Consider the following 16187-nt stretch of genomic DNA (forward strand, 5'->3'; position numbering starts at 1 on the left):
GGAGCAGATCGAAGGGCAGAAGGCGGACTTCATTCGCCTAGGCATCCTTGGGATTGGGAGCATCCCTATCGCACCATGGACTACGCCGCCGAGGCGGACATCCTGCGCGAACTGGGCAAACTTACCCTCAAGGGACAGGTGTATCGCGGCGCCAAGCCGGTGCACTGGTGTGTCGACTGCGGCAGCGCTTTGGCGGAGGCCGAAGTGGAATATCGCGATCGCAGCGACCCCTCCATCGACGTCGGTTTTCTGGTAGAGGATCGCGCGGATCTGTGTCGGCGTTTGGGCATTCCGCCCTTCGGCGGCGAAGCGGAAGTCGTCATCTGGACCACGACCCCCTGGACCTTGCCCGCCAACCAGGCGGTCGCCGTGCATCCCGAGTACGACTACGTTCTCCTGCAGGCCGGTGCACGCATCTTGCTGCTGGCCGCCGAGCTGGCGGAGAGCGCCTTGGCCCGCTACGGACATCCGGATGCCCGGCGCCTCGCCACGACTCGCGGCCAGGCCTTGGAGGGATTGCGTCTTCATCATCCTTTCCAGGCGCGAACCGTGCCTGTCATTCTTGGCGCGCACGTTACCCTCGACGCCGGCACCGGCTGTGTGCACACCGCGCCCGCCCACGGCGTGGACGATTATCTGGCCGCCCAGGATTATCATCTGCCCATCGACAGCCCGCTGCGGGGCAATGGCCATTATCGTGACGATCTCGGCGACGGCCTCGCGGGACTCTCGACTAGCGAGGCCAACCGCGCCATACCGGCTCTCTTGCACGAACGTGGACGCCTGCTACACCAGGAAAAGATCGAGCACAGCTATCCGCATTGCTGGCGCCACAAGACGCCTCTGCTCTTTCGCGCCACACCCCAATGGTTCATCAGTATGGAGCGCAACGGGCTACGCGAGCAGGCCCTGCAAGCGATCTCCACAACACGCTGGATCCCTGCCTGGGGCGAGGAACGAATTGCCGACATGGTGCGCAAACGCCCGGATTGGTGCATCTCGCGCCAGCGCGCCTGGGGCGTACCGGTAGCCCTCTACGCCTGCGCACAGTGCGGCGAGCCCCTGCGCGACGCCGAGGTCTTCCAGCGTATTGCCGCGGCCGTGGAGGCCGGTGGCGTTGATGCCTGGTTCAGCGGCACAGACCAGGATTTCCTCGGCGATGCCCCGCATCACTGTGCTGCCTGCGGGCACGAGCAGTTTCACAAGGTCAACGACATCCTCGACGTCTGGTTCGACTCCGGCTCCACCCACGCCTTCGTCCTTGAACGACGCCCCGAACTGCACAGTCCCGCCGACCTCTACCTGGAGGGTGCGGATCAGCATCGCGGCTGGTTTCAGTCGTCGTTACTAGAATCCGTGGCCAGCCGCGGGCGGGCCCCTTACCGGGCGGTGCTCACCCATGGCTTCACCGTCGATGGTGAAGGGCGGAAGATGAGCAAGTCCGTGGGCAATGTCATCGCCCCGCAGGAAATCATCGATCGCTATGGTGCCGACATCCTCCGCCTGTGGGTAGCCTCGGAGGATTATCGGGGTGAGATTCCGATTTCCGACAATATCCTGCAGCGCTTGGGCGAGAGCTACCGCCGCATGCGCAACACGGCCCGCTACATCCTTGGCAATATCCACGATTTCGATCCGGACGTCGACGCCTTGCCGGAATCCGAACTTCTGGAGATGGATCGCTGGATGTTGGGACGCTGCGCCCAGATACAGCAGGAAATCCGCAACGCCTACGAGCAGTTCCAGTTTCATCGCGTGGTGCAGGCCATACATAACTTTTGCTCCATCGACCTGGGTGGTCTCTATCTGGACGTGCTCAAGGATCGTCTATATACCACCCAGACCCAGTCACGGGCACGGCGTTCGGCACAAACCGTGCTGGCAAAGATGCTGGATGCCTTGCTGGCCTGGATGGCCCCCATCCTCAGCTTCACCGCTGAAGAAATTTGGCAACACCTGCCTCGGCCCAGCGCCGAAAGCGTGTTTTTTGCCTGCTATCCTGACCTTGGTGAAAGCCAGGACCCCGTCCTGGACGCGCGCTGGCAGCGCCTGCTCACTCTGCGCGAGGCCACGAATGCCGCTCTCGAAACGCTGCGACAGGAGAAGAAAATCGGCTCCGCCCTGGATGCCCAGATAACCCTCTGCGCCAACGCCGACTGGCAGACATTGCTGCAGCCGATGGCTGCAGAACTGCGCTTCCTATTGCTTTGCTCTGATCTGCAACTGCGCGATCTCGCCGCCGACGCGAAAGAGGCCCTGCCGGGCCTGGAGATCAAGGTAACAGCTTACGACGCCCCCAAATGCCCGCGTTGCTGGCACCGACGCACGGACATCGGCCAGCATCCCGAGCATCCAGAACTCTGTAGCCGCTGTGCGGAAAACGTCGCCGGCGCCGGTGAGACAAGGGAGTACTGCTGATGCTGCGCTATCTCTGGTTGAGTGTCCTTGTCATCCTCCTTGACCAGGGGGTGAAGCTCTGGCTCAGTCATATTTGGCGGATCGGGCAAGGTATCGTCGTCATCCCTGGCATTCTCAATCTCCGCCTGGTGCATAACACCGGCGCTGCCTTCAGCTTTCTCGCTGGCGCTGGCGGCTGGCAGCGTTGGCTGCTCATCGTCATTGCCGTGATTGTCGTTGTGGTGCTCGTCGCCATATTGCGACGCCTGAAACCCGGAGCCCATTGGACCGCCATCGCCCTTGCCCTGATCCTGGGCGGCGCCTTGGGCAATCTCATCGATCGCATCCGGCTGGGCTATGTGGTGGACTTCATCGGCGTGCACTGGGGGAACCTCTATTGGCCTTATTTCAACATTGCCGATAGCGCCATCACCATTGGCGCGCTGATGCTCATTGTCGATGCGTTTCGGCGCCAATGATGCCTTTTTGTCGTGCAAATACGACAAAAAGACCACAGCGCCCTTCCTGATAAAAAATAACCTATTGTTTTTTAATGAATAATAATATTGGCCCGATACTTGCTTAACCTTCTGCACACAGCAAAAGGGGCACAGCAATGGATAATCGGGCGACTTTACTAGCAGCACTTCGGCGGGTACGGCATTACCCAGCCTATCATTCCTTCATGGCCACCCAGGAACGCGAGCGCATCAAACGCGACTTGCAAAAGCGGCTGCTGCGCCTGCGCCGCGGACACCGGTCGCAGGGCGGCGGCTTTGCCTTCTTGCGTAACGCCGTCCTGTCGCAAATCCTCTACTGAACCCTATTGCGGCTCATTACCGGGCCGCCATTTGATACTGCAGCCCATGCAGGGCTGCACCTTGCTTGGAGCGTCCGCACCAGCGAGCACAGCGCGTACCGCAGCATCGAGGTCCTTACCCGTGATGGCCTCTTCATTCTTGGGCCGCGCGGCGTCGAACTGGCCGTGGTAAAAAAGTTTTCCCGCCGCGTCAAACAAAAAAATATCCGGGGTGCAGGCGGCATGAAACGCCTTGGCAACCGACTGATCGGCATCGAAGAGATAGGGGAAATCATAGCCTGCCCGCGCCGCCTCGGCCGGCATCTTTTCCGGCGCATCGTCGGGATAGGTCTGCGGATCGTTACTGTTGATCGCCACCACGGCCAAGCCAGCGCGCTGCCAATCTTTGGCAAGCTCCGCCAGCTTATGGGCAATATGGATGACGTAGGGGCAATGATTGCAGATGAACAACACCAGCAAGGGCTTACCCTTGGCTGCGGCAGTCGACCAGCTGCCCTCTTTCCCGCCAAAAGGTAGAGTAAAATCTGGCAATGGGGTCCCCAGGGGTAAATCGAATCCAGTCATAGCCATCGTCTGTATCTCCTTGTACTGAGCAAATCATGCGCGCGAAAGGCGGCCGAATGCCAACTGCGCTTCGTCCCCACTGGCCTCGTCTTCCAGACGCCACGCCCCACCACCCAACAGGCGCAGGCAACGCGAATGGTAGCGCCAAAGGCTCGAGCGGTGACCGACGCTGATGATAGCAGAATTGGGAAGCTCATCAGCGAGTAGGCGATATAGCTCACCCTCGGCACGTTCGTCGAGGGCCGAACTTGCCTCATCCAAAAAGATCCAGCGCGGCTTTTGCAGCAGGATTCGGGCAAAGGCCAGGCGTTGCTGTTCGCCTAATGAGAGGGTGTGCGACCAAAGCCGGGTCTCCTCCATTTGCCCGATTAGGCTGCCCATACCTACCCGTTGCAGCGCTTCCCCCAGCACCTGATCACTGCCGTCCTCCAACCCATAGGGGTAAACCAGCGCATCGCGCAACGTGCCCATGGGCAAATAGGGACGCTGCGGCAAAAAGAGCGGCCGCTCGGCAGCGGGCAGCCCCACCGAGCCATCCCCATAGGGCCAGATGCCGGCCAACGCGCGAATCAGGGTACTCTTGCCGCTACCGGAAGCCCCATGATCAGCAGGTGTTCGCCCGCAGCCACGTGAAATTGGAGTCCATGCACCAGCTCCCGCCCATCGGGCAGACGCACGTTGAGATTGGCAACCTCCAAGCGCGGGGTATCCCGCCGCTCGATATGGTAGTGCTTGTCCTGGATCTCATGCACTTCCTCCATAGACTGTCGAAAGAAGCGCAGACGATCGACTACCGCGTGCCAATTGGCCAAGGTCGTATAACTGCTGACGATGAAGGACAGCGCACCTTGCACCTGGGCGAAGGCGGACATGATCTGCTGCAGACCACCGACGCCAATTTCCTTGTTGACGAAATAGGCAGGCAGGCAAACGAGCAGCGGGAAGATCAGGGCAATCTGGCCATAGGCCGAGGTCCACCAGTTCAGGCGCATACTTCGCCAGATGATCCGCCAGAAATTGGCGTAGACCTCGGCGAAGCGTTGCCGGAAGTGCTTACCTTCCCGCTCCTCGCCGCCATAAAGGGCAACACTTTCACTGTTTTCCCGCAGACGCATCATGCTGAAACGGAAGTCGGCTTGATAGCGCTCCTGCATGAAATTGAGACGAATCAGGGGTCTGCCGATCAGGGCGGTGATAATGGTACCGAAAACCGAATAGATCAGCGCCGCCCAGACCAGATAACCAGGAATGGAAAAGGTCTGCCCACGGAAGGGGATCCAGATCATCGCCGACAGCTCCCAGAGCATGAAGATGAAGGTCCCCAGGGTCACTACCGAACTGAAGAGGCCGATAGCGATGTTGAGGGTCTGGCTGGTAAAGGAGGCCAGATCCTCACTGATACGCTGATCCGGGTTGTCGGTCCCATCGCCCAGCACCTGCATGTGGTAGTAGGTGCGCCGCGCCAGCCAGGAATCCAAGTAGAAGTGGGTCAGCCAACGTCGCCAGCGGATGACCAGCATCTCCGTAAAGAAGCTCTGGGAGACCGCGGCAATGATGTAGCCCGTAGCCAAGCCGCAAAAAATGAAAATCTGCAGCCAAGCTGCGCTAGCTTGATAGTGTTGTAATGCGTTCCAAAGAAGTGCATACAACTGGGTGATACGGTAGGAAAAGAACACCATCAGCAGGTTGAGGCCGATGATCAGGGCAAGGACGCCGCGCGCCAGCCAACGATCCTCCGAACTCGTCCAATAGGGCTTGCTGATTTGCCATAGATCGCGAAAGAACTCGCGATTGAACTGCCGCATACTCGCTCTCCGCCTGTCTACCCAAGAAAACCAGCCCCGGGCGCAGAATTTGCAAGGTTAAAGGGGCCAATCGATAGCGAAGAGGAGCATAGCATGGCCGAAGACAAAAACCATTCACGTCGCCGCTTTCTCGGCGGCCTGGTCGCCGCAGGCGCGGCGTCGGCGGTGGCCGTAGCGGCACAGGGCCAGGGCATGGGAATGGGCATGATGGGCCCGTCGAAGAATAAGGTAGTCTATCAACTTAACCAGTCTGATCCGGCCTACATCCTTGACATTTTACACAGCGCAGCGGTGGTGCTGGAGCATTTCAACAACGACGTCGACATCGTCATCGACTGTTTCGGCCCCGGCATTTGGCTCCTGGTCAAGGCCGAGAAAAATCACGAGCACTACAGCCAGTTCATTCGTGAACAGGTTTCCAGCCTACACATGTACGGTGTGGTGTTTGCTGCCTGTGAACAGACCATGAAAACGATCAAGATCGGCAATGAAGATCTGATTTCCGAGGCCACTCCGGTATTCAGCGGTGCCGTCGAGCTCATCACCTTGCAGCAGAAGGGATACGCCTACATCGCTTGGTAGCGGGCAGCTAGAGCCGGCGGTGCCGTAATGCCGGCAGGCGCGTGCGGATCTGCGACAGTTGGCCAAGGTCCAGTTCCGCAAGGGCGATGCCCGCGCCCTTTTCCTGCAGGGCAAGGATCTGCCCCCAGGGATCGATGATCATGCTGTGCCCCCAGGTCTCCCGCCCGTTGGCATGCTTGCCCCCTTGGTCGGCAGCGAGAACGAAGGCTTGATTTTCTATGGCGCGGGCACGCAACAGCGTCTCCCAATGGGCGCGTCCAGTCTGCACGGTGAAGGCGCTCGGCACGACCAGGAGCGATGCGCCTGCATAGTGGCGATAGAGTTCTGGGAAACGCAGATCATAACAGATCGATAAACCAATTCCGCCCCAAGGACTCGCGACCAGCACTGGCTGGGCTCCTGGCATAATGGTCGCCGACTCGCGATAACTCTCACCGCCCGCAAGGTCCACATCGAAAAGATGGATCTTGTCATAGCGCGCCTGCATTCTGCCTTGCGCGTCATAGACCAAGAGACTGGCGAAACAACGGCCATCCGGGGCGCGCAGGGGAATGCTGCCGCCCAGCAGCCAAATACCATATTGCGCCGCTTGTTCAGCCAGGAAGTCCTGAATGGGGCCTTGGCCCGGATCTTCCATGAGGGTCAATTTATCGGTGTCGCGCTGCCCCATGAAGGCAAAGTTTTCCGGAAGCAGGACCAGCTTGGCGCCAGCGCTGCTGGCGTTGCGGATTGCCTCGCCTGCCGCCGCCAGATTTTGTTCGAGATTGGCACTGGATACCGTCTGAACGACCGCACACAGAAGTTTTCCTTCCGCCGTCCCCGGCCCCTGCGACGGGCCGTTCATACTCCCTGTCCGACGAGCCAGCGTTGGATATCGGCAGCACCCATGGCCCCGCTCTGCCGGGCCTGCTCACGCCCACCACGAAACAGCACCATGGTCGGAATCGAACGAATCTGGTAGCGCGCCCCAGTCTCGCCATCCGCTTCGGTATTGAGCTTGGCAAAGAGACAGCGTCCCTGCATCTGCTGCGCAGCCTGGGCGAAGGCCGGCGCCATCATGCGACAGGGTCCACACCAGGGAGCCCAAAAATCCACCAGGACGGGCAAATCGTTGCGCCCAACGTAGCGTTGAAAGGCCGCGCCCTGCAACTCCACCGGGTGGTCGGCAAAGAGTGGCTGGTGACACTTGCCGCACTTGGGATGCTGCCCCAAACGCTCCTGAGGAACCGCATTCACGGCACTGCAGTAGGGACAAACGATATGCATGCTCATTACTCCCTTTCAGTTTCGCAACAGGGAATCCAGCTCTCCGCGCCGTTCCAGGGCGAATAAATCGTCGCAGCCGCCAATATGGCGCTGGGCGATGAAGATTTGTGGCACCGTACGCCGACCGGCGGCAAGCTGAATCATTTCTGCACGGCGTTGCGGCTCCTGGTCCACCCAGATGATCTGCGCCACGACATGTTTCTGCTGCAGCAACGCCAGAGCACGCCGGCAGTATCCGCAGGCATGGGTCGCATAGACGATGACTTCCGCCATTACTTTTCCACCGGCAGTCCGGCACTCCGCCATGCCTGGATCCCGCCCTTAAGACTATATACCTTCTGAAAACCTGCCTTGTGCAGAATCGACGCCGCCCGCGCCGAGCGCATGCCGCTCGCGCACTGGCAAATCACATGATGCTCCTGGTGTTTTTCCAGATCCTTGAGATATTTGTTCAATTCTCCGACGGGGATATGCTTGGCCGCCGGCAAGTGTCCACGCGACCACTCATTCTGCTCCCGGACATCGATCACCAAGGCATCGTGTTGGTTGATGAGCTGCACGGCACGCTCCGGAGTGATCTCTTCGATACCCGACAGTTTGCGGCTGAGCGGTCCCTTGAAAATCAGCACGAGAAAGCCCAAAGCCAGCAACAGCAGAGGCCAATGGGTAGACAACTCCGCACCTAGGTTCACTGCTTATCTCCCACAGCTAGGGGCATCGCTGACTCCCATTTTATGCAGAATATTCACCAGCGGACAAAAGCCTGAGATGCCGCTCTGGAAGAGATTGAATCCGACAAAGAGGGTAAATACCAAAAACCACTCACTCACGAAGATCGGGCTGCTCGGCGCGCCGAGGGCAACGCTGAGGAACACAAAGGTACCAGCCACTACCCGAACCCAATTTTCTGTCGTCATTTCAGGACACTCCCTGCGCCTTGCGCTCTAGATGCCGCTCCCACAGAAAATAGAGCAGCGGAATCACGATCAACGTCAACATGGTGGAGGCGAAGGTACCAAAAATCAAGGACACCGCCAGCCCACCAAATACCGGATCGGTAACCATGATTGCCGAGCCAAACATAATGGCCAGCGCGGTCAGCAAAATGGGGCGAAAACGCACGGCACCCGCCTCAATCACGGCTTCGTCCAAAGGATAGCCCTCACGCCGATACTCGATAATGAAATCGATCAGCAGCAGGGAGTTCCGCACGACCACCCCCGCCAAGGCGATGACGCCGATCATCGACGTCGCGTTGAAAGGGGTATTCAACAGCCAGTGACCGGGAAAGACACCGACCAGGGTCAGAGGAATCGCGCCCATTACGATGATCGGCATGATGAACGACTGATAATAGGCCACCAGCATCAGGTAAATGAACACCAGAGCGACGATGAATGCCGCGCCCAGATCGCGGAAGACGTCCAGAGTCAGGCGCATGTCACCACCCCAAAGGATCTGGTAATGGGTAATGTCATTCGGCTGTGCCGGCATGAAACCGAGGTTACCCGTCTGTAGACGCACACCGTCCAGGGTTTTACCGTCCAGCATGGCATTCAAGGTATAGGTGGCATAGACCGGGCTGGAACCCAGCAAATCTCCGGTGACATAAACCACATCATGCTGATCACGATCGACAATCGGCTTGGCCTGGGTCGTTTTTTCGATCGAAACGATGCTCGCCAACGGCACCTGTTGTCCCGCCTGATTGCGGATACGCAGGCTCAATATCTGCGACTCCCAGGCGCGATCAGCGGGAGGTACGCGAAGAATGATATCCACCGGCTCACGTGCGCTGGGAACGGCAAGGGTACCGATCTTGGTCCCGGCAATGTAATCGTGCACCAGCTCTGCCACCTCTGCGGGCGCGACCCCGGCCAACATCGCCTTTTCCGTCAGGACGTGAATGCGATATTCGGGAACCGTCCCGGTGACCGAATCGTCGACATTGATCATGTCGTAGATCTTGCGGAAGCGCTGTTCGACCTGACCCGCCAGCCGCCGCAGTTTGTCGTAGTCGGGACCATAGAGCTCCGCCACCACCTGGGCACGTACGGGCGGTCCGGGCGGCACCTCGAAGAGCTTGATCACCGTACCAGGGAAACGTTGCTGCAGCGGCGCGATCTTGTGGTAGATATCGACGCCGATCGCATGCGACATCGGGCGCTCGCTGCGCGGCACCAAATTGACCTGGATCTGCGCATAGTTACTGCCTTCGCGCATCATGTCACCACGCACCAGCCCGGCAAAATCCACCGGCGCAGAACGCCCCACGTAGTTCTGGAAATTTTCAACATACGGATTTTGTGCCAGCACCTGCCCGATCGCTTGCACCACCCGCCCGGTCTGGGCGAGTGCCGTACCGGCCGGGGTGTCGACCTGAATCATGAAATCGCTGACATTGCCCGCTGGCAACATCTTGACATTGACCCCAAGGGGGCTCAGGGGACCATTCATGCCGGAGGGGCGGACAAACTGCCAAGCCGGCATCAACATGGCAAGGAGGAGCAGCACGATGACCACCAGGAAGAAAAGATTACGCCGCCTGCTGGAGCGCAACAGGGGGGTGAAGACCCGCAGATACGCATGCTGTAGCGCATCCCGTTGCGGCTGCCCGTGCTCATGCTGCTGATGCACTGCAACATGCCGTTCTGCCTTGCCCCGCAGAAAGCGGTAAGCCCCCCAGGGAACCACGGTGTAGGCGAGCAGCACCGAGGCGATCATGGCAATGGGAACAAAGATCGGGATAGGCAGCATGAACGGCCCCATCATGCCGGTGACGAAGGCCATTGGCACAAAGGCCAGGATCACCGCCAGGGTGGCAATATTGGTCGGATTGCCGATCTCGTTGGTGGCCAGCACCACCTTATCGGCAAAACTCCGCTTTTCGCCGCCATGACTGAGGTGGCGATGGATGTTTTCGATGACGACGATGCCACCATCCACCAACAGACCAAGCGAGAGAATCAAGGCGAAGAGGGTGATGCGATTGATGGTCTGCCCGAGGATCCAGCCAATTCCCAGCACCACTCCGAGGGTGAGGGGCACCGTGAGAATGACGATACCCGCTTCGCGCCATCCGAGAAAGATCAGCAGGATGACGGCGACCACGCCCACCGCAATACTCAAATGCTCGAAGAGGGTGCTCACCGCATCGTCGGCGCGCGCGCCGTAGTCGCGCGTGACGGATACATGCACCCCCTGCGGAATGGCTTCTGCTTCGAGACGCTGCAACTTGGCCTTGAGAGCATCGGCAACCACCACGGCATTGGTTCCCGGTCGTTTTGCCAGGGTGATGGTGACTGCCGGCATACTGCTACCCGCCGGTAGCCCGAGGTCATTGGCCGGACCGGTGTTATTGGTCACCAGGGTGTTGGTCTCTGCCGCCCCCTCTTCTACCCGCGCCACGTCATGCAGATAGATGGGCCGGTTGTCGTGGGAGCCAATGATCACATCACCCACCGCCGAGGCCGAACCGAGCGCCGCATTGACCCGCAGGGGAATGCGCTGGTTATTGGCGACCAGATGTCCCGCAGGCATCACCAGATTGCTGCCCTGCAACGCCTGCTTCAGTTGCGATAGGCTTACTCCACTACTGGCGAGCTTTTGCGGATCGATCCAAATGTTCACTGCCTGTCGGGCGCCACCAATCAACTCGGCATTGGCCACGTCGGGCACATTCTGCAACTGATCCATGACGCGCATGGCCACGGCACGCAGTTGTACCTGATCCAAATGCACGGAGCTCAAGGTGACATCGAGGATAGGAACATCGTTGATGCCGATGGACTTGACCAGCGGCTGCTTGGTCCCTGGCGGCATGCGATCGATATTGCGACTGAGCTGGTTGTAAACCTCGAGGAGGCTCTTTTCCTCGTTGGCACCGACCTGGAACTGCACGGTGACGATGCCCATGTCATTCACTGCATAGCCATAGGTGTGATGCACGCCGGGCAGAGAGGCCATCAACGCCTCTAGCGGGCGCACCACGAGGTTATGTATTTCCTCGCTGTTGGAGCCCGGACGCATGACGAAGATCTCCGCTGCTGGCACGACGATTTCCGGGTTGTACAGACGCGGAGTTACCAGCACCGCCATCGCCCCAAACAGGGCGATCGCGAGCATGATCAATACCGTGATCTTGGAACGATAAAAGCCGCTGGCCAGGCGACCGGCCAGATTCATCTTTGCTGCATTCTCAGTCATGCGCAGCCCCAGCACTCTCGATACGGTCGCCGTTGTTGACCGCTTCGGTGTTGCTGACGACGATTCGCTCGCCGGCGCTCAAACCCGCCAAGATTTGGACCTGATCACCGATCGTCTGGCCCGGACGCACCATACGATACTCTGCCACGCCCTTGGAATTGACGACGAAGACGCCGGGGATGCCGGCCCGGTTGAGCAGCGCTCTCTGCGGGATACGCAGCGTTGTTGTTTCACTGACCTGGGGAATCTGCACCTGCACAAAAGCCCCCGCCTGGATGTCACTGCCAGCAGGCAGGCTCAGCTTCACCAGATGGCTGTGGGTCACCGGATCGGCTACCGGCACCAGATCGCGCACCGTTGCCGTCAGCGACTTACCGTCATTATCGACGATGAGCTGTTGACCGACGTGGAGGGCGGCAAAGGCTGCACTGCCGACACTGCAATCGATCTCGAGTTGCTGCGGATTGGCCAGGCTCAGGACCGGACGACCGGGGGCAACCAGATCACCATTTTGCAGATACTTTTCCGTGATCACACCGGCAAAGGGCGCCGTTACCCGCGCATAGCGCAGCTGGGCGGCAGCGCTGCCAGTGCCAGCGCGCGCCGCGGCAACTTGCGCTTTGGCCATCTGATACTGGCTCTGTACCTGATCCCACTGCTTTTGTGGGATGGCCTGGGCATCGTAAAGCTTCTTGAAGCGATTGTAGTTGGACTGGGCATCCGCGAAATTGGCCTCGGCCTGGGCGAGGCCCGCCTGCGCCTGCGCCACTTGACTATCGACATCCGCTGGATCCACCTGAAAGAGCAACTGGCCCGGACGCACGAACTCACCCACACGTACCTGCAGGCCGCGTAGATAGCCACTCAAACGCGAACCCAACTGTATCTGCTGACTGGCCATGACCGTGCCCGGCACCGTCTCGTAGCCTAGCCCCTTGCCGGCGGTGAGGGTAAGGGTCTGCGCCTGCACCGCCTCGCCGGCGGCGGCGGCATGTGGGGGCTTTTGCCCACAACCCGCCAAGCCCAAACTCAGGATGATTCCGACCGTCAAAAGCTCTTTCTTCACTTGGTTTCTCCCGTCGTTGCAGCACCGGTCAGCGTCTGCATATCCATTTTGCCCAGGGCGAGCAGGAGCGCACCACGTTCAACGGCCTCCGCGTAGCGCGCCTGGACCAGCTCTGCGCGCGACTGATCGAGGGCCGCCTGGCCGCGCAAAAGGCCGGTCAAGGTTTCCACGCCGTTCTGGTAGCGTAACCGCACCAGACGTTGCGCCTCCTCACTCTGACGCACTGCCAACTCCCGGGTCTTGACGCGCTGCGCCGCGAGCTTCGTAGCCAGGAGGGCCTTCTGCAACTGCAGCCGTGTATCATCCTGGGCCTTCTGCAGGTTGGCCAATGCCACTTGCACCTTCGCCTGGGCGGCATCCATCTGCCCGGAGCGCGAAAAATCCAGCAAATTCCAAGAAATCTGCCCACCTACGGTGTAGGAAGGCACCGCGTTGCCCAAGGTCGTACCGTTCCACTCCTGCTTGGCCATGGCGTTGACATGGGGCAAGTAGGCGGCACGGGCGACACCGATACCCGCCTGAGCGGCCCGGACCTTTTCCTGCAAGGCGCGGATGCCTGGATTATTGGCAATGGCCTCTTGCTCCAGGGCATAGGTGTCACCAGCAGGCTGTGGTGGCAACACCGGGGCATCCACCTGTATCGGGGTAGAAATCGGCTCACCGATGAGCAACGCCAAATTGGCTCGCGCATTGCTGACATTGTCCTTGGCCTGCTGCACTGCCAGCACCGCTTCCTCCTGGTGCACTTGCGCCGACAGCAAGTCGCTTTTCACCACCACGCCCTGGTTCAGCAACTGCTGCGTGGTCTTGACATAGTTGTCGGCCGCACGCAGCGCTTTTTCTGCAACCTCCTCACCGGCCTTGGCAGCAATCAGTCCGTCATAGGCCTGCAGCACGGTGAAGACGAGCTTCTGCCGGGCATAGCGATCTCCGGCCTGCGCCGCGCGCAGCATGGCCTCCGCTTCGCTGATGCCGCTGCGCACCGCGCCACCATTCCAGATGGGGATAGCGAGGGAGATCTCCGTGCCGAGATTGTGGTAACCGCCCGGATGATCGAGATTGTTGGGCGCCGTATAGAGAGACTGCGGGTCCGAAGGGTTGAACTGATTGGCACCAAAATCGTTGAAGGTAGCGACGCGTTGCGAGAGCTTCATACCGAAAACCGTCAGCGCGTTGTTCGACTGTGCCCCAGAAAAACTCGCTGTGACTTTCGGCAACAGATCGCCATTGGCAGAGCGCAACGCGCCCTTCGCCTCGGCCGCCTGCGCTTCGGCCAACAGGGCGTCGGGGTTACGCTTCTGGGCATCGTGCACGCATTGGGCGAAATCCATGGCTTGGACTGCTGGCGCCGCAACAACGGCAAACAGGGCGGCCATGCTGGCAGCCCAGCAACGTCTGCGATTCCTGCAGCGGTACGTTTTCATCATCTTTTGACCTCTGCCAAAAGAGGCATAAGCGCTAAAGTTGATCAGTATATAATGATATTCTGAAAATAGGAAGTGTGCGCCCTAATGAATGCTGCAGAACACCTCGCTCATCATGGAGATCAGGCGCAGGGTGCGCGGGTCGCCCACCCGGTAATACACCTTATTGGCATCCTTGCGCGCCTTGAGGATATCCTTCTCACGCAGGATCGCCAGGTGCTGAGAGATATTGCTTTGCGTAGTGCCCACGGCAGCAACGATATCCTGCACGCTCATCTCCTCCGCGCCCAAAACGCAGAGCACCTTGAGGCGCAAGGGATGGGCCATAGCCTTGAGTGAGCGCGACGCCTGCTCAATGTCTTCTTCGCGGGTGGGTAGTTCTTCCATTCTTTATCCTCTAATCGTCAGCGTTTACCAGGCCCCGGTCCATACATTCAAACCAGCAACCGATCACCTTGCCTTTTCTCGGTTATCTTCTATAGAATGAAACATCCGCGGGTGTAGTTCAATGGTAGAACCTGAGCTTCCCAAGCTCATGACGTGGGTTCGATTCCCATCACCCGCTCCATTTCTTGCTCTCTCGTCAGTAAAGGGGCTTATCCAGACGCCCCAGAATCTCGTCCACCCGTTGCTTGACGGCATCCGTCATCCGGATCGGCGTGCCCCATTCCCGCATCGTCTCGCCGGGAAGCTTGTTGGTAGCATCAAAGCCAATCTTCCCCCCCAGGCCCGCCACCGGCGAGGCAAAATCGAGATAATCGATCGGTGTATTTTCGACCAGCAAGGTGTCGCGCACCGGGTCCATCCGCGTAGTCATCGCCCAGATCACATCGGGCCAGCTGCGCGCATCCACATCCTCATCCACCACGATGATAAACTTGGTGTACATGAACTGCCGCAGAAAACCCCAAACCCCAAACATCACTCGCTTGGCATGACCAGGGTAGCCTTTGCGAATCCGCACCACCGCCAGGCGGTAGGAGCAGCCTTCCGGGGGCAAATAGAAATCGAGAATTTCTGGATACTGTTTTTGCAGGAGCGGGACAAAAACTTCGTTGAGGGCAACTCCCAGAATTGCCGGTTCGTCCGGGGGTCGTCCGGTGTAGGTGCTGTGATAGATGGGCTTCTCCCGATGCGTCAGGCGCTCCACGGTCAGCACCGGAAACTTCTCGGTTTCATTGTAATAGCCGGTGTGATCCCCAAACGGACCCTCGACGGCGAAATCATCCGGGTAGATGTGGCCTTCCAGGATCAGCTCGGCGCGCGCCGGCACCTGCAGAGGTACGCTCAGGGCATTGGCCAGCTCGGTACGCCCGCCGCGCAGCAATCCGGCAAACTGGTGCTCGGAAATCGTATCGGGAATGGGGATAACCGCCGCAAGAATCGTCGCGGGGTCGGCGCCAAAGGCGACGGCTACGGGAAAAGGCTGACCTGGATTTTGCCGCTGAAATTCGCGCAGATCCTGCGCCCCACCGCGATGCGCCAGCCAGCGCATGATGACGCGGTTGCGGCCAATACGTTGCTGGCGGTAGATGCCCATATTGGCCCGCCTTTTGAGGGGCCCCTTGGTAATGGTCAAGCCCCAGGTCAGGAGGGGTCCCACATCCCCCGGCCAACAGGTCTGCACCGGCCATTTTTCCAGATCGATCTCGTCTCCCTGCAGGACTACCTCTTGGCACGGGGGGCGCGACAGGGTCGTAGGCGCCATGTGCAGGACCTTACGCAAAGTGGGAAGCTTGTTCCAGAGGTCGCGAATCCCCTTCGGAGGGTCTGGCTCCTTGAGATAGGCAAGCAGACGTCCGATCTCGCGCAAGTCCTCGAGGGATTCTCCGCCCATTCCCAAAGCCACGCGCCGGGTCGTGCCAAAAAGGTTGCCGAGTACTGGGATATCATAACCGGTGGGGGTTTCGAAGAGGATGGCAGGACCGCCAGCGCGCAGGCTGCGATCGCAGATTTCCGTCATTTCCAACTGGGGGGATACTGACTCGCGAATGCGGCGTAATTCCCCGCGAGATTCCAGGTCGTTGATAAAGGCGCGCAGGTCGATGTACGTCATT

General features: G+C 59.5%; 17 protein-coding genes and 1 tRNA gene. 5 read left to right on the plus strand and 13 right to left on the minus strand.

From position 1 onward, the window contains the following. Window positions 1-75: 75 nt before the first annotated feature. From ileS to ORD17_RS00350, 3 genes are all read left to right on the plus strand, one after another. Entirely contained in the window at window positions 76-2418 is a 2343-nt protein-coding gene (gene ileS, locus ORD17_RS00340) for an isoleucine--tRNA ligase (RefSeq protein WP_308388953.1), read from the plus strand. Beyond that, window positions 2418-2876 (plus strand): signal peptidase II, encoded by a 459-nt coding sequence (gene lspA, locus ORD17_RS00345; RefSeq protein WP_308388954.1) that lies wholly within the window; start codon window positions 2418-2420, stop codon window positions 2874-2876. The genes ileS and lspA overlap by 1 nt, the downstream gene beginning before the upstream one ends. A gap of 137 nt (window positions 2877-3013) precedes the next feature. Beyond that, complete coding sequence (locus tag ORD17_RS00350) at window positions 3014-3217, plus strand: hypothetical protein (RefSeq protein ID WP_308388955.1); 204 nt, start codon at window positions 3014-3016, stop codon at window positions 3215-3217. Window positions 3218-3220: 3 nt separating this feature from the next. Here ORD17_RS00350 and ORD17_RS00355 read toward each other — a convergent pair whose 3' ends face one another. The 3 genes from ORD17_RS00355 to ORD17_RS00365 are packed head-to-tail and all read right to left on the minus strand — an operon-like array spanning window position 3221 to window position 5586. Then, window positions 3221-3787 carry a thioredoxin family protein gene (locus ORD17_RS00355; RefSeq protein ID WP_308388956.1) on the minus strand — a complete coding sequence of 189 codons (567 nt, stop codon included), beginning with the start codon at window positions 3785-3787 and terminating at the stop codon, window positions 3221-3223. Window positions 3788-3814: 27 nt separating this feature from the next. After that, window positions 3815-4342: an ATP-binding cassette domain-containing protein gene (locus tag ORD17_RS00360; protein WP_308388957.1), complete on the minus strand. Its 528-nt coding sequence runs from the start codon at window positions 4340-4342 to the stop codon at window positions 3815-3817. Between the two features lie 8 nt (window positions 4343-4350). Next, window positions 4351-5586 carry an SbmA/BacA-like family transporter gene (locus tag ORD17_RS00365; protein ID WP_308388958.1) on the minus strand — a complete coding sequence of 412 codons (1236 nt, stop codon included), beginning with the start codon at window positions 5584-5586 and terminating at the stop codon, window positions 4351-4353. A gap of 93 nt (window positions 5587-5679) precedes the next feature. On the opposite strand from ORD17_RS00365, the gene ORD17_RS00370 reads away from it, so the two are divergent. Further along, complete coding sequence (locus ORD17_RS00370; RefSeq protein ID WP_308388959.1) at window positions 5680-6168, plus strand: DsrE family protein; 489 nt, start codon at window positions 5680-5682, stop codon at window positions 6166-6168. Between the two features lie 7 nt (window positions 6169-6175). Here the strand turns inward: ORD17_RS00370 and ORD17_RS00375 are convergent, their stop codons facing one another. The 9 genes from ORD17_RS00375 to ORD17_RS00415 form a co-directional block, all read right to left on the minus strand. Then, the gene (locus ORD17_RS00375) at window positions 6176-7012 is read right to left on the minus strand and encodes a carbon-nitrogen hydrolase family protein (protein WP_308388960.1); all 837 of its coding nucleotides are present in this window, start codon (window positions 7010-7012) and stop codon (window positions 6176-6178) included. Then, window positions 7009-7434: a thioredoxin TrxC gene (trxC, locus tag ORD17_RS00380; RefSeq protein ID WP_374693376.1), complete on the minus strand. Its 426-nt coding sequence runs from the start codon at window positions 7432-7434 to the stop codon at window positions 7009-7011. The genes ORD17_RS00375 and trxC overlap by 4 nt, the downstream gene beginning before the upstream one ends. 15 nt (window positions 7435-7449) lie before the next feature. Beyond that, window positions 7450-7707, minus strand: a complete 258-nt coding sequence (gene grxC, locus ORD17_RS00385; protein ID WP_308388962.1) for a glutaredoxin 3 — start codon at window positions 7705-7707, stop codon at window positions 7450-7452. Further along, window positions 7707-8126 (minus strand): rhodanese-like domain-containing protein, encoded by a 420-nt coding sequence (locus tag ORD17_RS00390; protein ID WP_308388963.1) that lies wholly within the window; start codon window positions 8124-8126, stop codon window positions 7707-7709. Before ORD17_RS00390 ends, grxC begins: the two co-directional genes overlap by 1 nt. A 3-nt stretch (window positions 8127-8129) precedes the next feature. Beyond that, window positions 8130-8351: a DUF2892 domain-containing protein gene (locus ORD17_RS00395; RefSeq protein WP_308388964.1), complete on the minus strand. Its 222-nt coding sequence runs from the start codon at window positions 8349-8351 to the stop codon at window positions 8130-8132. Between the two features lies 1 nt (window position 8352). Beyond that, window positions 8353-11640 (minus strand): efflux RND transporter permease subunit, encoded by a 3288-nt coding sequence (locus ORD17_RS00400; protein WP_308388965.1) that lies wholly within the window; start codon window positions 11638-11640, stop codon window positions 8353-8355. Next, window positions 11633-12706 (minus strand): efflux RND transporter periplasmic adaptor subunit, encoded by a 1074-nt coding sequence (locus ORD17_RS00405; RefSeq protein ID WP_308388966.1) that lies wholly within the window; start codon window positions 12704-12706, stop codon window positions 11633-11635. The genes ORD17_RS00400 and ORD17_RS00405 overlap by 8 nt, the downstream gene beginning before the upstream one ends. Next, a complete protein-coding gene (locus ORD17_RS00410; RefSeq protein ID WP_308388967.1) occupies window positions 12703-14133 on the minus strand; it encodes a TolC family protein in 1431 nt (476 codons plus the stop codon). Before ORD17_RS00410 ends, ORD17_RS00405 begins: the two co-directional genes overlap by 4 nt. Window positions 14134-14214: 81 nt before the next feature. Then, window positions 14215-14517: a metalloregulator ArsR/SmtB family transcription factor gene (locus ORD17_RS00415; protein WP_308388968.1), complete on the minus strand. Its 303-nt coding sequence runs from the start codon at window positions 14515-14517 to the stop codon at window positions 14215-14217. A gap of 107 nt (window positions 14518-14624) precedes the next feature. On the opposite strand from ORD17_RS00415, the gene ORD17_RS00420 reads away from it, so the two are divergent. Next, window positions 14625-14698, plus strand: a tRNA-Gly gene (locus tag ORD17_RS00420). 15 nt (window positions 14699-14713) lie between these two features. Here the strand turns inward: ORD17_RS00420 and ubiD are convergent. Next, window positions 14714-16186, minus strand: coding sequence for a 4-hydroxy-3-polyprenylbenzoate decarboxylase (gene ubiD / locus ORD17_RS00425; protein WP_308388969.1), 1473 nt, complete (start codon window positions 16184-16186; stop codon window positions 14714-14716). Window position 16187: the final 1 nt, after the last annotated feature.

Source organism: Acidithiobacillus sp. AMEEHan, from assembly GCF_030996345.1.
Taxonomy (GTDB): domain Bacteria; phylum Pseudomonadota; class Gammaproteobacteria; order Acidithiobacillales; family Acidithiobacillaceae; genus Igneacidithiobacillus.

Bases quoted from the DNA above. Each gene is read 5' to 3' on its own strand.
- ileS (WP_308388953.1), top strand. From the start codon at position 76: ATGGACTACGCCGCCGAGGCGGACATCCTGCGCGAACTGGGCAAACTT.
- lspA (WP_308388954.1), top strand. From the start codon at position 2,418: ATGCTGCGCTATCTCTGGTTGAGTGTCCTTGTCATCCTCCTTGACCAG.
- ORD17_RS00350 (WP_308388955.1), top strand. From the start codon at position 3,014: ATGGATAATCGGGCGACTTTACTAGCAGCACTTCGGCGGGTACGGCAT.
- ORD17_RS00355 (WP_308388956.1), bottom strand. From the start codon at position 3,787: ATGGCTATGACTGGATTCGATTTACCCCTGGGGACCCCATTGCCAGAT.
- ORD17_RS00365 (WP_308388958.1), bottom strand. From the start codon at position 5,586: ATGCGGCAGTTCAATCGCGAGTTCTTTCGCGATCTATGGCAAATCAGC.
- ORD17_RS00370 (WP_308388959.1), top strand. From the start codon at position 5,680: ATGGCCGAAGACAAAAACCATTCACGTCGCCGCTTTCTCGGCGGCCTG.
- ORD17_RS00375 (WP_308388960.1), bottom strand. From the start codon at position 7,012: ATGAACGGCCCGTCGCAGGGGCCGGGGACGGCGGAAGGAAAACTTCTG.
- trxC (WP_374693376.1), bottom strand. From the start codon at position 7,434: ATGCATATCGTTTGTCCCTACTGCAGTGCCGTGAATGCGGTTCCTCAG.
- grxC (WP_308388962.1), bottom strand. From the start codon at position 7,707: ATGGCGGAAGTCATCGTCTATGCGACCCATGCCTGCGGATACTGCCGG.
- ORD17_RS00395 (WP_308388964.1), bottom strand. From the start codon at position 8,351: ATGACGACAGAAAATTGGGTTCGGGTAGTGGCTGGTACCTTTGTGTTC.
- ORD17_RS00400 (WP_308388965.1), bottom strand. From the start codon at position 11,640: ATGACTGAGAATGCAGCAAAGATGAATCTGGCCGGTCGCCTGGCCAGC.
- ORD17_RS00410 (WP_308388967.1), bottom strand. From the start codon at position 14,133: ATGATGAAAACGTACCGCTGCAGGAATCGCAGACGTTGCTGGGCTGCC.
- ORD17_RS00415 (WP_308388968.1), bottom strand. From the start codon at position 14,517: ATGGAAGAACTACCCACCCGCGAAGAAGACATTGAGCAGGCGTCGCGC.
- ubiD (WP_308388969.1), bottom strand. From the start codon at position 16,186: ATGACGTACATCGACCTGCGCGCCTTTATCAACGACCTGGAATCTCGC.